The sequence below is a fragment of the Nocardioides sambongensis genome (assembly GCF_006494815.1).
Taxonomy (GTDB): Bacteria; Actinomycetota; Actinomycetes; order Propionibacteriales; family Nocardioidaceae; genus Nocardioides; species Nocardioides sambongensis.
Genome location: NZ_CP041091.1, coordinates 4,006,929 through 4,022,740, shown reverse-complemented (window position 1 = coordinate 4,022,740; position 15,812 = coordinate 4,006,929). Strand labels below are relative to the sequence as shown.

The 15,812-nt window shown below is 72.5% G+C and carries 16 protein-coding genes and 2 pseudogenes; 7 read left to right on the top strand and 11 right to left on the bottom strand.

Translation table 11 applies throughout. The annotated features are described in order from the left end of the window. Nucleotides 1–222 precede the first annotated feature (222 nt). The gene (locus FIV43_RS18710; RefSeq protein WP_231123526.1) at nucleotides 223–1,338 is read left to right on the top strand and encodes a glycosyltransferase; all 1,116 of its coding nucleotides are present in this window, start codon (nucleotides 223–225) and stop codon (nucleotides 1,336–1,338) included. A 30-nt stretch (nucleotides 1,339–1,368) separates the two neighbouring features. Here the strand turns inward: FIV43_RS18710 and mptB (FIV43_RS18705) are convergent, their stop codons facing one another. Both mptB (FIV43_RS18705) and mptB (FIV43_RS23330) read right to left on the bottom strand, forming a co-directional pair. Further along, nucleotides 1,369–2,367: a polyprenol phosphomannose-dependent alpha 1,6 mannosyltransferase MptB gene (gene mptB / locus FIV43_RS18705; protein WP_141015347.1), complete on the bottom strand. Its 999-nt coding sequence runs from the start codon at nucleotides 2,365–2,367 to the stop codon at nucleotides 1,369–1,371. A gap of 131 nt (nucleotides 2,368–2,498) precedes the next feature. Next, a pseudogene (gene mptB / locus FIV43_RS23330) lies at nucleotides 2,499–2,825 on the bottom strand (polyprenol phosphomannose-dependent alpha 1,6 mannosyltransferase MptB); the annotation flags it as partial. Nucleotides 2,826–3,029: 204 nt separating this feature from the next. Here mptB (FIV43_RS23330) and FIV43_RS18700 point away from each other — a divergent pair. From FIV43_RS18700 to FIV43_RS18690, 3 genes are all read left to right on the top strand, one after another. Further along, nucleotides 3,030–3,797, top strand: coding sequence for a hypothetical protein (locus FIV43_RS18700; RefSeq protein WP_141015346.1), 768 nt, complete (start codon nucleotides 3,030–3,032; stop codon nucleotides 3,795–3,797). 160 nt (nucleotides 3,798–3,957) lie between these two features. Beyond that, entirely contained in the window at nucleotides 3,958–4,425 is a 468-nt protein-coding gene (locus FIV43_RS18695) for a nitroreductase family deazaflavin-dependent oxidoreductase (RefSeq protein ID WP_141015345.1), read from the top strand. Between the two features lie 5 nt (nucleotides 4,426–4,430). Continuing rightward, on the top strand, nucleotides 4,431–4,937 hold the full coding sequence (locus FIV43_RS18690; protein ID WP_181407586.1) for a DUF3592 domain-containing protein: 507 nt from the start codon (nucleotides 4,431–4,433) through the stop codon (nucleotides 4,935–4,937). A gap of 52 nt (nucleotides 4,938–4,989) precedes the next feature. On the opposite strand, the gene FIV43_RS22860 is transcribed toward FIV43_RS18690, so the two are convergent. From FIV43_RS22860 to FIV43_RS18650, 9 genes are all read right to left on the bottom strand, one after another. Further along, entirely contained in the window at nucleotides 4,990–5,223 is a 234-nt protein-coding gene (locus FIV43_RS22860; RefSeq protein ID WP_231123525.1) for a hypothetical protein, read from the bottom strand. After that, nucleotides 5,220–6,338: a M20/M25/M40 family metallo-hydrolase gene (locus FIV43_RS18685; RefSeq protein WP_231123524.1), complete on the bottom strand. Its 1,119-nt coding sequence runs from the start codon at nucleotides 6,336–6,338 to the stop codon at nucleotides 5,220–5,222. Before FIV43_RS18685 ends, FIV43_RS22860 begins: the two co-directional genes overlap by 4 nt. Nucleotide 6,339: 1 nt before the next feature. Then, entirely contained in the window at nucleotides 6,340–6,801 is a 462-nt protein-coding gene (locus FIV43_RS18680) for a DUF732 domain-containing protein (protein ID WP_196780884.1), read from the bottom strand. Next, on the bottom strand, nucleotides 6,798–8,261 hold the full coding sequence (locus tag FIV43_RS18675; protein WP_181407585.1) for an APC family permease: 1,464 nt from the start codon (nucleotides 8,259–8,261) through the stop codon (nucleotides 6,798–6,800). The genes FIV43_RS18680 and FIV43_RS18675 overlap by 4 nt, the downstream gene beginning before the upstream one ends. 100 nt (nucleotides 8,262–8,361) lie before the next feature. Next, the gene (locus tag FIV43_RS18670) at nucleotides 8,362–9,162 is read right to left on the bottom strand and encodes a M24 family metallopeptidase (protein WP_141015342.1); all 801 of its coding nucleotides are present in this window, start codon (nucleotides 9,160–9,162) and stop codon (nucleotides 8,362–8,364) included. Nucleotides 9,163–9,187: 25 nt separating this feature from the next. Further along, entirely contained in the window at nucleotides 9,188–10,735 is a 1,548-nt protein-coding gene (locus FIV43_RS18665) for a Ppx/GppA phosphatase family protein (protein ID WP_141015341.1), read from the bottom strand. 60 nt (nucleotides 10,736–10,795) lie between these two features. After that, on the bottom strand, nucleotides 10,796–11,194 hold the full coding sequence (locus FIV43_RS18660; RefSeq protein WP_141015340.1) for an SHOCT domain-containing protein: 399 nt from the start codon (nucleotides 11,192–11,194) through the stop codon (nucleotides 10,796–10,798). Between the two features lie 130 nt (nucleotides 11,195–11,324). After that, nucleotides 11,325–11,630, bottom strand: coding sequence for an SHOCT domain-containing protein (locus FIV43_RS18655; protein ID WP_141015339.1), 306 nt, complete (start codon nucleotides 11,628–11,630; stop codon nucleotides 11,325–11,327). 27 nt (nucleotides 11,631–11,657) lie between these two features. After that, nucleotides 11,658–12,098 carry a DUF6325 family protein gene (locus tag FIV43_RS18650; protein WP_181407584.1) on the bottom strand — a complete coding sequence of 147 codons (441 nt, stop codon included), beginning with the start codon at nucleotides 12,096–12,098 and terminating at the stop codon, nucleotides 11,658–11,660. A gap of 185 nt (nucleotides 12,099–12,283) precedes the next feature. Between FIV43_RS18650 and FIV43_RS21715 the strand changes: the two genes are divergently transcribed. The 3 genes and pseudogenes from FIV43_RS21715 (at nucleotide 12,284) to FIV43_RS18640 (ending at nucleotide 15,802) form a co-directional block, all read left to right on the top strand. Continuing rightward, nucleotides 12,284–13,645 (top strand): cation-translocating P-type ATPase, encoded by a 1,362-nt coding sequence (locus FIV43_RS21715; protein ID WP_196780883.1) that lies wholly within the window; start codon nucleotides 12,284–12,286, stop codon nucleotides 13,643–13,645. Beyond that, a pseudogene (locus tag FIV43_RS21710) lies at nucleotides 13,597–15,011 on the top strand (cation-translocating P-type ATPase). The gene FIV43_RS21715 and the pseudogene FIV43_RS21710 overlap by 49 nt, the downstream one beginning before the upstream one ends. Continuing rightward, nucleotides 15,008–15,802, top strand: coding sequence for an adenylate cyclase (locus FIV43_RS18640; RefSeq protein ID WP_141015338.1), 795 nt, complete (start codon nucleotides 15,008–15,010; stop codon nucleotides 15,800–15,802). The pseudogene FIV43_RS21710 and the gene FIV43_RS18640 overlap by 4 nt, the downstream one beginning before the upstream one ends. Nucleotides 15,803–15,812 lie beyond the last annotated feature (10 nt).

The following is a 15,812-nucleotide window of genomic DNA, read 5'->3' as shown; positions in this document are numbered from 1 at the left end:
GCCCATCTGCTCGACCGCGCGGTTCATCGCGACCGCGACCGCCACCGGCCCGGCGGCGTGGTCGTCCGGCTCACCGACCCGCAGGTCGGCCTCGTCGACGTCGTTGCGGGGAGCTCGTCGCGCCATGGGGCCAGTCTCCCGCGCCCGTCAACCGGGGCAACGCTCACCCTCGATCCATCCGCCGGTCGGGCGTCGTTCATCCGCGTGCCGGATGGTCCGGGTGTGCGTATCGCCCAGCTCGCGAACTTCGTCGGTGCCGCATCGGGGGGCATGAGGACGGCGCTGGCCGAGCTCGGTCGCGGGTACGTCGACTCCGGGGTGGAGCGGCTGCTGGTCGTGCCGGGCCCCACCGACGCCCGCCACGACAGCCCGCTCGGTCCGGTGGTGCAGGTCCGCGCGCCCCGGGTGGGCGGCGGCTACCGCCTGATCGTCGAGCCCTGGCGGCTGATCGACGTCCTGGAGCGCTTCGCGCCGACCTCGGTCGAGTGGAACGACAAGCTGACCCTGCTGCCGGTCGCCTGGTGGGCGCGCCGGGCCGGCGTGCGCACGGTCTGCCTCTCCCACGAGCAGATGACCGACATGCTCGCCATGCGCAGCGGGAAGCCGACCACGTCCAAGGTCTCGGTCGGGATGGTCAACCGCCTGGTGGTGCGCAGCTTCGACACCCTGGTGGTGACGTCTCGCTACGCCCGCGCGGAGTTCCAGGAGCTGGCCGACGCGGCCGGCTGTCCGCTGGAGCAGGTGCCGCTCGGTGTCGACCTGTCGGTCTTCCGCCCCGGTCCTCCGCACCCGCCCGACGGCGTGCTCCGGCTCGCCCACGTCGGACGGCTCTCCCGGGAGAAGTCGCCCCACCTGGCCGTGGCCACCGCCGTCGAGCTGCACCGCCGCGGTCTCCCGGTCCGGATGGACGTGTACGGCGACGGGCCGCACCGCCACGAGCTGGAGGCGCTGGCGGCCGGAGCGCCGGTGCGCTTCCACGGCTTCGTCGGCGGCCGCGACGAGCTGCGGCGACGGATCAACCAGGCCGACGTCGCGCTGTCGGTCTGCCCGGGCGAGACGTTCGGGCTGGCCGTGCTGGAAGCACTGGCCTGCGGCACCCCGGTGGTCACCGCGGACCGCGGTGGTGCCCGGGAGCTGGTCGACGCGCGCTGCGGTGCGTGGGGTGCCCCCGACCCGGTCTCGCTGGCCGATGCGGTGCTGCGGGTCGCCGCGCGGCCGGTGCGGGCACGTCGGCAGGCGGCCCGCGCCCGGGCGGAGGAGTTCCCGTGGTCACGGACCGTGCAGCGGATGCTGGAGATCCACGGGGTGGGCTCGGAGCGGGTGTCGGTGCCGGCCTGAGTCGGTGCCGCGCCCTGCGGGCTTCCCGGGTCACCCGTCCTGCGGCACCAGCCAGCGGCCGGCGGTGATCCGGTCCAGGCTCTCCCGCGCCCGGCGGGTCAGCAGCAGCAGTGGCACCAGCAGCGCGATCGTCATGCAGCCGGTGACGATCGCCAGATAGGCCCCGTGCAGGGAGGAGTCCAGCGGCGCCACCAGCCCCAGCACCACCGACAGCACCACCAGCGCGCCCAGCGCGAGCCGCGGCAGCCGCAGCGTGGCCAGGAACGGCGGCAGCATCAGGAAGTACCACAGGTGCACGGTGGGGCAGAGCACCACGAACAGGCCGCTGGTCAGGGCGACCGACCCGATCGCCCGGGCCGGGTCCCCGGTGCGCCAGCGCAGGGCGACCCAGCCGGCGACCAGCAACGTCGTCAGCACACCGGCGGCGCGGAGCAGGTCACGGAAGGTGTCCCGGTCGGTGCCCAGTCCCACGGCCGCGGCTCCCGCGTCCAGCGCCTTGCCGGTCATCGTGGTGATCGAGAGCGGTGTCTCCACCTCGCCGGGGACGCTCAGTGCGTGGACCCAGCCGTGGCCCAGGCCGGTGACCGCGCCCAGTCCGAAGAGGGTGGCCAGCGAGACCCCGGCGACGCCGGCGAGGCGTCGTACCCGGGTGGGCAGGGGGGTGCCGGGCGCCAGGCTGACCAGGGCCACCGCGATGCAGACCAGGCCGCCGGGGAGCTTGACGGCAGCCGCCAGCCCGCCGGCCACCGCACCCCACGCCCAGCCCCGCTCGACGGCCAGCACCAGGGCGGCGGCCATCAGTCCGACCATCAGCAGGTCGTTGTGCAGGCCGCCGACCCCGTTGGCCAGCATCAGCGGTGAGGCGAGCACGATCGCCGAAGCCAGCGCCGGGTTGACGCCGGTCCAGCCGGCCAGCCGCGGCACCGCCCAGGCCAGCAGCACCAGCCCGGCGAGGGCGAGCACCCGGTGGGCGACCACCAGCATCCACGGGTTGCCGGTCTCCCCGGCCACCAGCGCGCCGAAGACCAACGGCAGCGGACCGTAGGGGCGGAGGTGTCCATCCACATCGGATCGACCGCCTGCACGATCGGCGCCGGCCCCTGCCGCAGCAGCGACCAGAAGTCCGGCAGCAGCGCCACCGGGCCGTTCTCGTACGGCGAGAGCCCCACCCGCGCCAGCATCCCCTGCGCGGCGTAGGACCAGCCGTCGCGGGAGAAGAGGGGTGGCGCCAGCAGCAGCGGCGCCGACCACACCACCGTGGCGAACCGGACCAGGTCGACCGCCTCCCGGTGCCCGACCGGCCCGTCCGCCGCGACCGTGCGGCACAGTGCCAACCAGGCGGCCGCGATCATGCCCAGCCCGACCAGCACCACGGTGAGCCCGGCCATCCGACCGAGCTCGGCACCCCGGAGGGCGGCCAGCGCGTCGGACCGGAGCACCGGCGCGGTGTGCGGGATCGTCGAGACGACGAGTCCGCCGCCGAGCACCAGGGCGCTGCCGACCAGGCCGCGGGTCAGGAACGGGAACGCACGCACGGCCGGAATGTAGGGAGCGGACCCGACCGGGAGTTGAACGGCGGCACAACCGGCGACGACGCTCCGGTTCCGGTCCGGGACCGCGTCGGAACGGTGGGAGCCCGGGCCCGCGACGCACTAGCCTCGTGCCGGACATCTCGAGAAGGAGACACACCCATGTCGGTCAACCAGCCTCCTCCGCCGCCGCCCGGTGGCACGCCTCCCCGCCGCCGGGCGGGTACGGCGGACCGCCGCCCCGGGTGGACACGGCGCGCCGCCCCCGCGGGCCCGCCCAGCAGCGGATGGGACCTCGGGGCGGCCGTCAGCTACGGCTGGAACAAGCTGCAGACCAACCTGGCGCAGATCATCCTGGCCGCGATCGCCCTGGTCGCCGCGGTCGCGGTGGTCGCCATCCTCGGCACCGTGGTGATCGCCGCGCTGACCGACTGGAACACGCCGTTCTTCGTCCGGATGGTGCTCAACGCCGCACTGTTCGGCGTGGTCTTCGTGATCGCCCAGGTGCTCGGCGCCGGCATCATCCGCGGCGCCCTGGGGATCACCGAGGGCCGCGCCTTCGAGGCGGCGGAGGTGTTCAGGTTCGAGAACGTCGGCAAGGTGCTGCTCACCGCGCTGATCATCGGCGGCGCGAGCGCGGTGGGCTACATGCTCTGCTACCTGCCCGGCATCGTCATCACGTTCCTCACCAGCTATGCGCTCTACTTCGTGATCGACAAGCAGATGGAGCCGATCGACGCGATCAGGGCGAGCTTCGAGCTGATCAAGGACAACCTCGGCGACACCATCATCTGGTACATCGTCGGCGGCCTGATCGCCGCTGCCGGTGCGATCCTGTGCCTGATCGGCGCGCTCTTCACCTTCCCGCTGACCCTGATCGGCACCGCCTACACCTACAAGGTGCTCACCCGGCAGCCGGTCGCGCCGTGAGCTGAGCTCACCCGCAGGCCACGAACGGGGCGTCGTCCGGACCGGACGGCGCCCCGTCGTCGTACCGGGCGCACGCCCCGTCGTCGTGCGGAACGCACGCCACGTCGTCGTGCGGAACGCACGCCACGTCGTCGTGCGGAACGCACTATGTTCTGGCGCTATGGGTCTCCTGACACCGATCGCCATCCGGCTCGGCTCCCAGCCGTGGATGCCGAGGCTGCTGCCCCAGATCACCTGGACCGACACCAGGCTGCAGCGGCTCAGCGGCGGCAGGGTGAGCATCCTGGACCTCGCGGGTCTGCCGAACCTGATGCTCACGGTCGACGGCCGCAAGAGCGGGCTGCCCCGCTCCACTCCACTGATGTGCGTGCCCTGGCGCGGCGGCTGGCTGATCGCCGGCTCCAACTTCGGCGGTCCCAGGCCGCCGGTGTGGACCGCCAACCTGCGGGCGGCCCGGACCGTCGAGGTCCGCTACCGCGGCCGGCCCAGCACCGCGACCTGGCGCGAGCTCGACGGCGCCGAACGGGAGCGCGCGTGGGGCCACATGGTCACCGTGTGGCCGAACTACGAGAAGTACGTCGAGTGGACCGACCGGGTGATCCCGGTGTTCCACCTGATGCCGGCCTGACCCGCGTGGCGCGGTACACGCTGCTGGTGCTCGGTGTCCTGCTCGTCTGGCTGAGCCACACCTGGGGCGGGCCGAGCGAGAGCGTCGAGGACTTCGACCGGCTGCGCGCCGACGGGGAGCGCAGCGCCGGGAAGGTCGTCGAGATCCGGGAGCGGGAAGTCACCCACCGGCGACGCCGGGGCCGCACGTGGACCGAGACGGTGCACTGCCCGGTGGTCGCCTACCGGGCCCGGGTCGACGGCGTCGCGACCCGGCAGCGCTTCGTCGAGTACGACGCCTGCGACGGCTGGGCTGTCGGCGACGAGGTCACCGTCCTCTGGGACCCGGCCGCGCCGTACGAGGCCCACCTCGACGACGACACGGTCCGCGACGCGCTGGCCGGCGACGAGCGCTCCTTCCGGCTCGGCCAGTGGCTCGGCTACGGGCTGGTGGTGGTCACGGTGCCGGTGATCCTGCTCGGTTGGTGGCGGCGGATCCAGCGGTCGCGCTCGTCCGCCCCGACCGGCGGCTGACGCGCGCGGCCGGTGCCGGGACCGGACCCGAGTGCGCTGCTCCGAGGGCCGGTCAGCCGGATCGGGCGGTGGCGTACCGCTGCAGGAAGAGGGCCGTGGCGGTGGCGATCCGCCGGATCTCGCCGGGATCGACGCTCTCGTTCGGCGCATGGATGAGTGCCAGTGGCTCCTCGACGCCCATCAGGAGTATCTCGGCTCCCGGGTAGGTGTCGGCGAAGACGTTGCACAGCGGGATCGAGCCGCCCTGGCCCAGCAGCGCCAGGTCGCACCCGTAGGCCTCGCTCATCGCGGCGCACATGGCGTCGTACGCCGGTCCGCTGGTCTCCGCGCGGAACGGGCTGCCCTCGGCCTCCCGACGGATCCGGACCTCGACCCCCAGGGTGCGACGGCCCGGAGGTGGTCGGTGAGCGCCGCCTCGGCGGTGGCCGGGTCGGTGCCGGGCGGGATGCGCAGGTTCAGCCGGGCCGCCGTCCTCGGTGCGATCGCCGCGGTCGACCCGACGACCGGGGCGCAGTCGATGCCGAGGACGGTCACCGCGGGCCGGGCCCACAACATGTCCGACACGGTGCCCGACCCGAGCAGCGACTCCCCGGGCCGCAGGCCGATGTCGGTGCGGAACGCCTGCGGGTCGTAGGGGGCGCCGTGCCAGGTCTGGGTGTTGTCCAGGCCCGGGATGGTCGTGTCGCCCGCGGCGTCGCGCAGCGAGGCGAGCATCGTCACAAGCGCGGCGAGGGCGTCGGGCGCCGGGCCGCCGAACATGCCCGAGTGCACCTCGGACGGCAGCGCCTCGACCTCGACGACGAGGTTGACGAAGCCGCGCAGGCTGACCGTGAGCGCCGGCTGTCCCACGGCAGCGTTGCCGGTGTCGCAGACCAGGATGGCGTCGGCCCGGAGCAGGTCGGCGTGCTCGGGCACGAACGCCTCCAGGCCACCGGTCCCCTGCTCCTCGGAGCCCTCGACGACCAGCTTGAGGTTGACCGGCAGCTCCTCGCCGAGCGCGCGCAGCGCGACCAGGTGAGCGACGATGTTGCCCTTGCAGTCCGCCGCCCCGCGGCCGAACCACCGACCGTCGACCTCGGTGAGCTCGAACGGCGGCGTCCGCCAGGCCGTGCTGTCGAGCGGCGGTTGGACGTCGTAGTGCGAGTACAGCAGGACCGTGGGAGCTGCGGGGTCGCCGCAGGACCGTGATCCGACCACCGCCATGCTGCCGTCGGTGGTCGGGTGCAGGTCGGCGTCGGTGAAGCCGACCCCTCCGAACGCGTCGACCACCCATCGTGCGGCGCGCTCGCACCCTTCGGGAGGGAACTGCCGGGGGTCGGCGACGGATTCGATCGAGACCAGCTCGGCGAGCTCCGTGCGAGCCTGCGGCATCAGCGCGGTGATCCGGTCGACGAGGCTCACCTCAGCCCTCCGTGACATCTTCGGAGTCGAGCTCGTCCACGTAGTCGCGGAACTTCTCGAGCTCCTCGGGGCAATAGACCTCGATCGCGATGATCTGACCCTTCAGCAGCCGGGCGCTGTCGACCAGCGTCGGTCGCATCCCCGGGCCGGCCGCGCCGTTGCCGAGCTGCATGTTCATCAGCGAGCGCCGCAGGCCGTGGCCCGGGTCGTCGCAGAGCGCGCCGCCGTCCTCCCCGAGCACCCGGGCGACCTGATCCTGCGACGGCGCCGTCAGACCCTCGGCCTGCAGCGCTGCGATGAACTCGTCGGCCTTGTCCGCCGCCTGGACCGTGTCCCTGCCTCGGTCGAACAGGATCAGCGCGACGACGCAGAGCACGGCGAGCACGGCGCCGAAGAACGCATAGACCCACTTGTCGCGCCGACGCTCCACGCTGTCGGTGGTGAACCCGCCGTCCTCCATCATGATGTGGTCACCTCCGTCTCCTCGGCCTGCTTCCAGGACGGCTTGCGGAACCTGTAGAAGAGGAACGGCACCACCAGGCCCAGCCCGAGCGCGCCACCGCCCACGACCAGCAGATAGACGATCGGGTCGCCGCCGCCGAACTGGGACGGCGGGACGAAGCCGACCAGGAGCGCCGCGAGCGAGGCGGCGAACCCCACGCCGCAGAGTCCGACGAGCATCGGAGCGCGATAGCCGCGTGGATGGTCCGGATCGATCCTGCGCAGGCGGACGGCCGCCACGAACATCAGCAGGTACATGATCAGGTACACCTGCGTGGTGATCACCGAGAAGATCCAGTAGGCGCTGGACACGTCGGGGATGAGGGCGTAGCCGAGGGCGATCACCGTGGTGATGACGCCCTGGGTCACCAGGATGTTCTGCTGGACGCCGTGCCGGTTCAGGCGCTGAAGGAACGGCGGCAGATACCCCTCCTGCCGGGAGATCATCAACAGCCCCTTCGACGGTCCGGCCAGCCAGGTCAGCATGCCGCCGAGGGAGGCGGCGACCAGCATGATCCCGAAGAGCGGGGTGAGCCACTGCGTGCCGAACTGGGCGAAGACCGCGTCGAAGGCCTGCATCACCCCGGCGGTGAGGGAGAGCTCCTCGGCCGGGACGACCCAGCTGATCGCGAGGGCCGGGAGGATGAAGATCAGCAGCACCATCGCCATCGACAGGAACATCGCCTTGGGGAACTCCTTGCCGGGGTTGCGCAACGACCCGACGTGCACCGCGTTCATCTCCATGCCGGAGTAGGACAGGAAGTTGTTGACGATCAGCACCAGGCTGGCCAGCCCGGCCCACACCGGCAGGATGTGGTCGCTGTCCATCGGGGCGGCCGAGGTGTTGCCCTGCCCCAGGAAGACGGTGCCCAGCAGCACCAGCACCACGCCGGGGATGAGGGTGCCGATGATCAGGCCGGCGCTGGCCAGGCCGGCGACCCCGGAGGTGCCGCGGGAGGAGACCCACACGCCGGTCCAGTAGACGATCACGATCACGCAGGCGGTCCACACCCCGCTGGAGGCCAGCTCGGGGTTGATGACGTAGGCCAGGGTGCTCGCGACGAAGCCGAGCAGGCTCGGGTAGTAGAAGATCGTCATCGCGAACTGGCACCACACCGCGAGGAAGCCCATCGGCTTGGAGATGCCGAGGGAGACCCAGTTGTAGATGCCGCCCTTCCAGCCGGAGGCCAGCTCGGCCGAGACCAGCGACGTCGGGAGGAGGAAGACGATCGCCGGCACCAGGTAGAGGAAGACGCACGCCAACCCGTAGACGGCCATCGTCGGGGCGGCCCGGAGGCTGGCGACCGAGCTGGTGGTCATCATCGCCAGGGCGACCCAGGAGATCCACGCCGAGGTGGGCACCTTGGCCCGGGTCGCAGCCTTCGGTGCCGGCCGGTCGGCCGGCAGGTCCATCGCACTCATCGCGCCCTCCATCGCAGGACCATGCCCGGACGATGCCCGGACAATGCCCGGCCATCGTGGGCGCACCGGGGGTGATCACGCCCCACCCCACCGGGGGTGGTCAGGAGACGCTGCGCAACCGGCGGTCGGTGGTGTTGAGGCGCCGACCACCGTCGACGGTCACCGCCACGATGTCCTCGATGCGCACCCCGAACAGGCCGGGGAGGTAGACGCCCGGCTCGACCGAGAAGCACATGTTCGGCGCCAGCGGCAGCTCCTCCCCCTCGATCATGTACGGCGGCTCGTGCGTGGTCACCCCGATGCCGTGACCGGTGCGGTGGATGAACTGCTCGCCGTACCCGGCGTCGCTGATCACCCGCCGTGCCGCGCGATCCACCTCCTCGCAGGCGATGGCCCCGTTCGGCCCGGAACCGACCACGGTGAAGTCGACCTGCTGGTGCCCGTGCTGCCGCAGCAGGTCGGCGAGGTCCGCCGCCACGTCGGTCTCGCGACGCCCGGCGAAGCGGAGGGTGACGACGTCCTCGTACGTCGCGTCCGCGGCGGCCCCGGCCGCCGCCAGCCGCGCCAGCTCGTTGTCGTCCTTGATCGCGCGCAGCATCGGCAGCCGGCCGGTCAGCGCGTGACAGGTCACGGCGGGTGCGGCGGCCTGGAGCGCGAGCAGGTGCAGGGCCCACGCGTTGTCGGAGACGCCGTACCGGCCGCCGGGGCGCAACATCCCCGCGACCGTCAGGGCGGGGTCCCGGCCGTCGGGCCAGTCGACCATCGTGACGCCGGCCGCGCCCTCGGCGGCCTCGGCGTCCGGCCGCTCCAGGGTGGGCACCACCAGGGTCGGCTCCCGGTCCTCGGTCAGCACCAGCATGGTGAGACGCTCGGTGATCGCGGTCGGCCGGTAGCCCGTCATCCAGACGAGGTCGGGGTCGTGGGCTTCATGGGGATCCTCCTGGCATCGTGGCGCGGAATCTCTCGGCCGCGACGCCGTGCCGCAGGCCGCGGTCGCTGACGGTCATCGCGTCCCGTCCGGCGAGGGCGAGGACGGTGCGCACGACGCAGGCGCCGCCGAGGATCACCTCGGCGCGTCCGGGCTGGATGCCGGGCAGCTCGGCGCGAGCGTCGGCCGGCAGACGGCGGAAGACGTCGATCTGCCGGTCGACCTCCGCGATCCGGACGACGGTGCCGTGCACGACGCCGGCGTCGTACCTGACCAGCCGCTGCTGGTGGGCGGCGAGGTTGGTCGCGGTGCCACCGAGCCCGATCACCAGGTCGGGGCGCGGCAGGCCACGCACCCGGCGGAGGTCGCCCTCGAGCGCCGTGAGTGCGCTCGCCACCGCCTCGGGGCGCGCGACACCGGCCAGCCCGAAACGCTCCGTGACGCGCACCGCCCCCACGTCGAGGCTGAACTGCTCCGTCACCCCCGACCGGGTGCCGACGGTGACCTGCGTGCTCCCGCCTCCGGAGTCGAAGACCAGCAGCCGGTCGGCACGTGGCGCGAGGTCCGACACGGCGGCGCGGTGGGCCAGGCGTGCCTCCTCGGCCCCCGAGATCACCTCGACCACCACGTCGCAGCGCTCCCGGACGGCCTCGATCAGCGCGTCCCGGTTCGGCGCCTGCCGCAGACCCGCCGTGCCGATCGCCACGATCGAGACCGGGCCGTCGCGTCGTGCTCGCAGCGCCAGCTCCTCGATCGCGTCGACGGTCCGCCCGATGGCGACGCCGGTCAGCTCGCCGGTCCCGGTCATCCCCTCGCCCAGGCGGGTGACCACCGCGGTCTCCAGCTCGACGCGGGTGGCACCGGTGCCGTCCCGCTCGCCCAGCAGGAACTTGACCGAGTTGGTGCCCACGTCGATGACCGCGAACCTCGTCCGGTCCCACCCGATCAGCTGCTTCAGGCCGGCCGCCACACACGTGTTGCGCCGGCCCTCCAGCCCGAGCCTGCGGACGGTCCGGACGACCAGCTCGGGGTCCGGTGACTCCGCCGCGAACGTGCGGGTGGACCGGCCGGCCACCGTCATCTCGGTGAGCTCGACCATGCAGCCGCCGAGGAGCCCCCGCCGGCGACTCTTCCACGTCTGCACCGCACGCAGGTCGGGCCGGCCGTCGATGACCTCGTCCAGGAGCTGCTCGGACCCGACCGGGCGCTCGGAGCCGGCCGGCGCAGGTGCCCCGAGGAGCTCGAAGGCCGCGGCCAGCGCGGCGTCCTCGAGCGGGAACCCGGCTTTGAGGACGGGTCTCCAGAGCTGCAGGCCGGCGGCGTCGACCCGCTGCAGGGTCTTGATGTCCAGGATCCCGTCGCGCACCTTGGCCGAGGTGTCGTCGTACGTCGAGAGCAGGTAGGACTCGAGGCTCTCGACGGCCGGGGATGCCCGGAGGAGCGCGAGAGCCGGGTGGTCCTCGGCGAGGTCGCCGAAGGTCCGCCACTCCCACCGCGGGACGACGGCCGAGGGGCCTGCGGGAGCAGCGCCGTCAGCCACGCTCACGGCGCGGCCCGGTGGTCGAGCACGGCGCGCGAGCGGTCCGCTCGGGCCGCGGGTGTCGCATCAGCTGAGCGCCCTGGCCTTCAGCGCCTGGAACTCCTCGTCATTGATCGCTCCGCTGTCCAGCAGCGCCTTCGCACTGGCGATCTGGTCGGCCGGGGCCTGGGCGGACGAGCCCGCGACCTGCTGGATGTACGCCGCCTGCTGCGCCTGCAGGTCGGCGGCACGGTCGATCTGGCGCCGGGTCATGCTGCGGCCCCGGGCGATCAGGTAGATCAGCGCACCGAGCCACGGGATGAAGATGAGGACGACGCACCAGCCCGCCTTCGCCCAGCCGCTCAGGGAGTGGTCGCTGAACAGGTCGAACAGGCAGCGGAACCACACCATCAGCGCGGCGATCCAGATGAAGAACCAGAAGCTCCACAGGAGCACGTCCCAGAAGTCGTTGCCGATCGAGTCCATGGTCATTCCTTTCCTCGCGGGCCGCTGTGGTCCCGCGCCGGTTGCGGTCCTCCGGTCGCCGGCTCCGTGCCGGACCGGGCGGTGCGATGCGGCCGACGGGGTCGCCCCGTCGGTGGCACCGTCGGCGGCATCAGCCGAGCAGCTTGGCCTTCTGCGCCTCGAACTCGGCGTCGGTCAGGATCCCCTGGTCGCGCAGCGCGCCCAGCTTCTGCAGCTGCTCGATCAGCGCAGCCGAGTCCAACGTCGCCGGTGCCGGCGCGGGCGGCGGCTCCGGTGCCTGGGCGTACTGCGGCTGCTGGGCGTACTGCGGCTCCTGGTAGGCCGGGGCCTCCTGGGCGGCCCAGCGTCCCGCCTGCCGACGTGACACCCGGTTGGAGACCGCCGTCGCCGTCCCGGCGACCACTGCCGTGCGCGCCATTCCCCGTATCAGTCCCATCTCCGTCTCCTCTCGGTCCCGGCCGGTTCAGGCCTCGGTGGCTTCCAGGTCGTCCAGCGCTGCCGCGAGGTCCTGCGCCGGGATCCGACCGCCGGCGATCACCTCGGCCCCGACCTCCCGCATCGCGGTCACGAAGGGCCCCGCCCAGGTGTTCTCGTACACCAGCAGCGCGACGGCGCTGCCCGGCTCGACGAGTGCCGCCCCCGCGGCGATGTCGTCGTCGCCGAGCAGGCCCGACCGCGCGCCTTCGAAGACCGTCAGGTCGAGCTCGCCGTCACCGTCGAGGTCGGCGAGCTCCAGCACCGTGACGCCACCGTCCTCGGCGACCCTGGCGACCACCAGGTCGAGGACCCGGATCGTTCCCTGCTCGGTCAGGTCCAGCAGCGCCGCGAGACCCGCGCCCCGCATCCTGGCGGCAGGGATCTCCAGGGCCAGGTAGTCGATCGGCCCCATCTCCAGCTCTGTCATCGTCACGCTCCCCGTCGTCGGTCTGTCTCGGTCGATCACGCCGATCCTCACCGGCCGACGGGTGGTTGGGAGCCACCCTGTCGCGGGTGGAAAGGGACCCCGTTCCCACCCCGTCGGGGGTGGAGCGCGCCCACCCGTCGAGCCCGCACGATCCTCGGAGTGAGGCAGCGCCGAGGGAGGTCCCGATGCCGAACGATGCACCTCCCGCAGCCCCGCCGGCGCGGCTCGATCCCGTCTCCGCGCGAGCCGAGGACGTCGCGTCCTCGCTCGCCGTCGAGCCCGGCCGTGGGCTGACCGCGGCGGAGGCGAGGGCGCGGCTGGCCTCCCACGGGTCCAACGAGCTCACCGGCGCCGCGCACGAGCCGGGATGGCGCGCGTTCCTGCGGCAGTACCAGGACTTCATGCAGCTCGTCCTGCTCGCCGCGGCGCTGGTCAACCAGCTGGTCACCGGCGAGGCCGGGACCACCCTGGTGCTCGCCGGGCTGACCCTCTTCAACGCCGTGATCGGGCTGCGTCAGGAGTCGAAGGCCGAGGAGAGCGTGAAGGCCCTCTCGACGATGATGCGGACCGTCGCACGCGTCCGCCGCGACGGACAGGCGGTCGAGATCGACGCGTCGGACCTGGTGCCCGGCGACGTCGTCCTGGTCGAGGCCGGCAACCGGGTGCCGGCCGACGGGAGGGTCTGCCTGGCGGCGACGCTCGAGATCGAGGAGGCGGCGCTGACCGGGGAGAGCCTCCCCGTCGCGAAGTCCACCGACGCGGTGCCCGGGGACGACATCCCGCTCGGGGACCGCACCTGCATGGCCTACATGAACACGGCGGTCACCCGCGGGCGCGGCGAGATCGTGGTGACGGCGACCGGGATGGACACCGAGATCGGTCACATCGCCGACCTCCTCGCGAGCACCGAGACCAGCCGCACGCCGCTGCAGAAGCAGCTCGACTCGCTGTCCAAGGTGATCGCGGCCATCGCCGCGGCGGCGCTGGTGCTGGTCGTCCTCCTGGGGCTGGCCCAGGGCGAGTCCTTCGACACCCTGTTCATCACCGGCGTCGCGCTGGCGGTCGCCGCGATTCCGACCGGCCTGCCCGCGGTGGTCACCGCGCTGCTGTCGATGGGCACCCGCGAGATCGCACGGCGCAACGCGATCATGAAGCGCCTGCCGGCCGTCGAGACGCTGGGCTCCACCTCGGCGATCTGCTCGGACAAGACGGGCACGCTGACGCTGAACAAGATGACCGCGCGTCAGCTCGTCATCCCGGGCCGGCACCGCTACACGGTCGCGGGCGAGGGCTATCGGCCGATCGGCGAGATCAGCCATGTCGGCGGTCAACGGCACGACCTCGACCCCTACCTGCTGCCCATGGTCCTCTGCGCCGACGCCGTGCTCGACGGTGACGACCTCATCGGTGACCCCACCGAGGGAGCGCTCATCGTGCTCGGCGCCAAGGGGGGCCTCGACATCGAGGGACCCGGGCAGCACTCCCCCGGGTCGCGGAGCTGCCGTTCGACTCCGAGTACAAGTTCATGGCGACGTTCCACGAGATGACCGACGACGAGGGGCGGCCGGTCGTCCGGTGCTACGTCAAGGGCGCACCCGACGTACTCGTCGCGCGGGCCACCCGGCTCCGCCTCCCGGACGGGACGGTGACGCCGATCACCGACTCGAACCGGCACCTGGCCCTCGACGCCAACGACGCGATCGCCAACGCCGGGCAACGGGTGATGGTGGTGGCGCAACGTGACCTCGAGCCCGGTTCGGTGCGGCCCGGCGACGGGCTGATCGGCCTGGTCGAGGACCTGACGCTGCTCGGGATGGTCGGCATCGTCGACCCCCCGCGGCCCGAGGCCAAGGCGGCCATCGCCGAGTGCCACGCCGCCGGCATCCGGGTCCGGATGATCACCGGAGACCACGCGACGACCGCGGCCGCGATCGCCTCCGAGCTGGGCATCGAAGGCCGCGCGATCACCGGCACGGAGTTCGCGGCGATGTCGGACGAGCAGCTGCTCGTCGAGATCGACGAGATCGGGGTGGTCGCGCGGGTGGCGCCCGAGGACAAGGTCCGTCTGGTCCGGATCCTGAAGGCCAAGGACGACATCGTCGCGATGACCGGGGACGGGGTCAACGACGCGCCGGCGTTGAAGGCGGCGGACATCGGCGTCGCGATGGGCATCACCGGCACCGAGGTCTCCAAGGAGGCCGCGGTGATGATCCTCACCGACGACAACTTCGCGACCATCGTCGGCGCGGTCTCCTACGGACGCACCCTCTACGACAACCTGCTGAAGTACCTGCGCTTCCAGATGTCGACCCTGGTCGCCTACATCGCGATCTTCATCGGAGCGGGGGTGCTCGGCATCGCCGGCGGCGCGCCGCTGGGCCCCCTGCAGATCCTGTGGCTCAACATGGTGGTCGACATCCCGTTGGCGATCGCGCTGGGATTCGACCAGCCGGCACGTGGCCTGATGACACGGCCCCTCGACCGGTCCGCGCGCCGGTGCTGTCCGGCAGCGACTGGGTCCGGCTCTGCGCCCAGGGCGCGGTGATGACCGTGGGGTCGCTCGCCGCCTACCAGATCGGCGACGAACAGGGCGGCGGGTTGGTCGCCGCGACCATGCTGCTGACCACCCTCTCCCTCTTCCACCTGGCGGCCGCGCTGCTGTGCCGGGATCAGGTCGGGACGCTCTTCGACCGTGATGCCGTGCCCGGGACCGCCCAGCTGCGCCGCTACGGCATCGCCCTCCTCGCCGTCGTCGCGGTCACCGCGCTCGACCTGCTGCAGCGGATCTTCGGCACCACCGGCCTCTCCCTCGGGCAGTGGTGCACCTGCCTGGCTCTGGCCGGCTGCCTGGTCGTGGTCGAGGAGCTGATCAAGCTGGTGCTGCGGCACCGGCCGGTCGGAGTCACCGGATGAGCCCGTTGCCGACCTACGACGCCGAACGGTTGGGCGAGCTGCTCGGGCTGCTCCCCGACGTCGACTCCGTCGAGCTCAAGCTGACCGTCCCCGATGCGGACCACCGGCGCGTGCTCGACGGCCTCGGCATCGACGCACTCGACGCCGAGCTGCGGCAGGTCGCGTTCATCGACACCCCCGACCTCCGGCTCTCGGGCGTCGGCCTCGTCGTACGGGCCCGGCGCACGCAGCGCAAGGCGGGAGACGTGGCCGTGAAGCTGAGGCCGATGCTCCCCGCGGACGTCCCGGAGGACCTCCGCGGCATCGACGGCTTCAAGGTCGAGATCGACGCCTCTCCGCAGGGCTTCACCTGCTCCTGCTCGCTCACCGTCGCGGCGCACGACCACAAGGTGAGGGCGCTGTACGGCGAGCAGGGGCGTCTCGCCAAGCTCCTCAGCGCCACCCAGCGCAAGGTCCTCGACGACCACCTGCCCGCGGGCGTCGCCCTCGCCGACCTGCGGGTGCTCGGCCCGCTCACCCTGTTGAAGGCGAAGTTCGAGCCCGAGGGGCTCGCCCGGAAGATGGTGGCCGAGCTGTGGTTCCTGCCCGACGGCTCACGGATCCTGGAGCTCTCGACCAAGGCCCCGCCCCGGATCGCGTTCCAGGCCGCGGCCGAGACGAAGGTCTTCCTGGCCGGCCGGGGCATCGATCTCGCCGCGCCGCAGGACACGAAGACCCGCACCGCCATGCGAGCGCTGGCCGCGACCCTCCCCGAGACCCCTCGGACCGACCCCGGCGACGCCCCGGGCTGACGCGGATCCG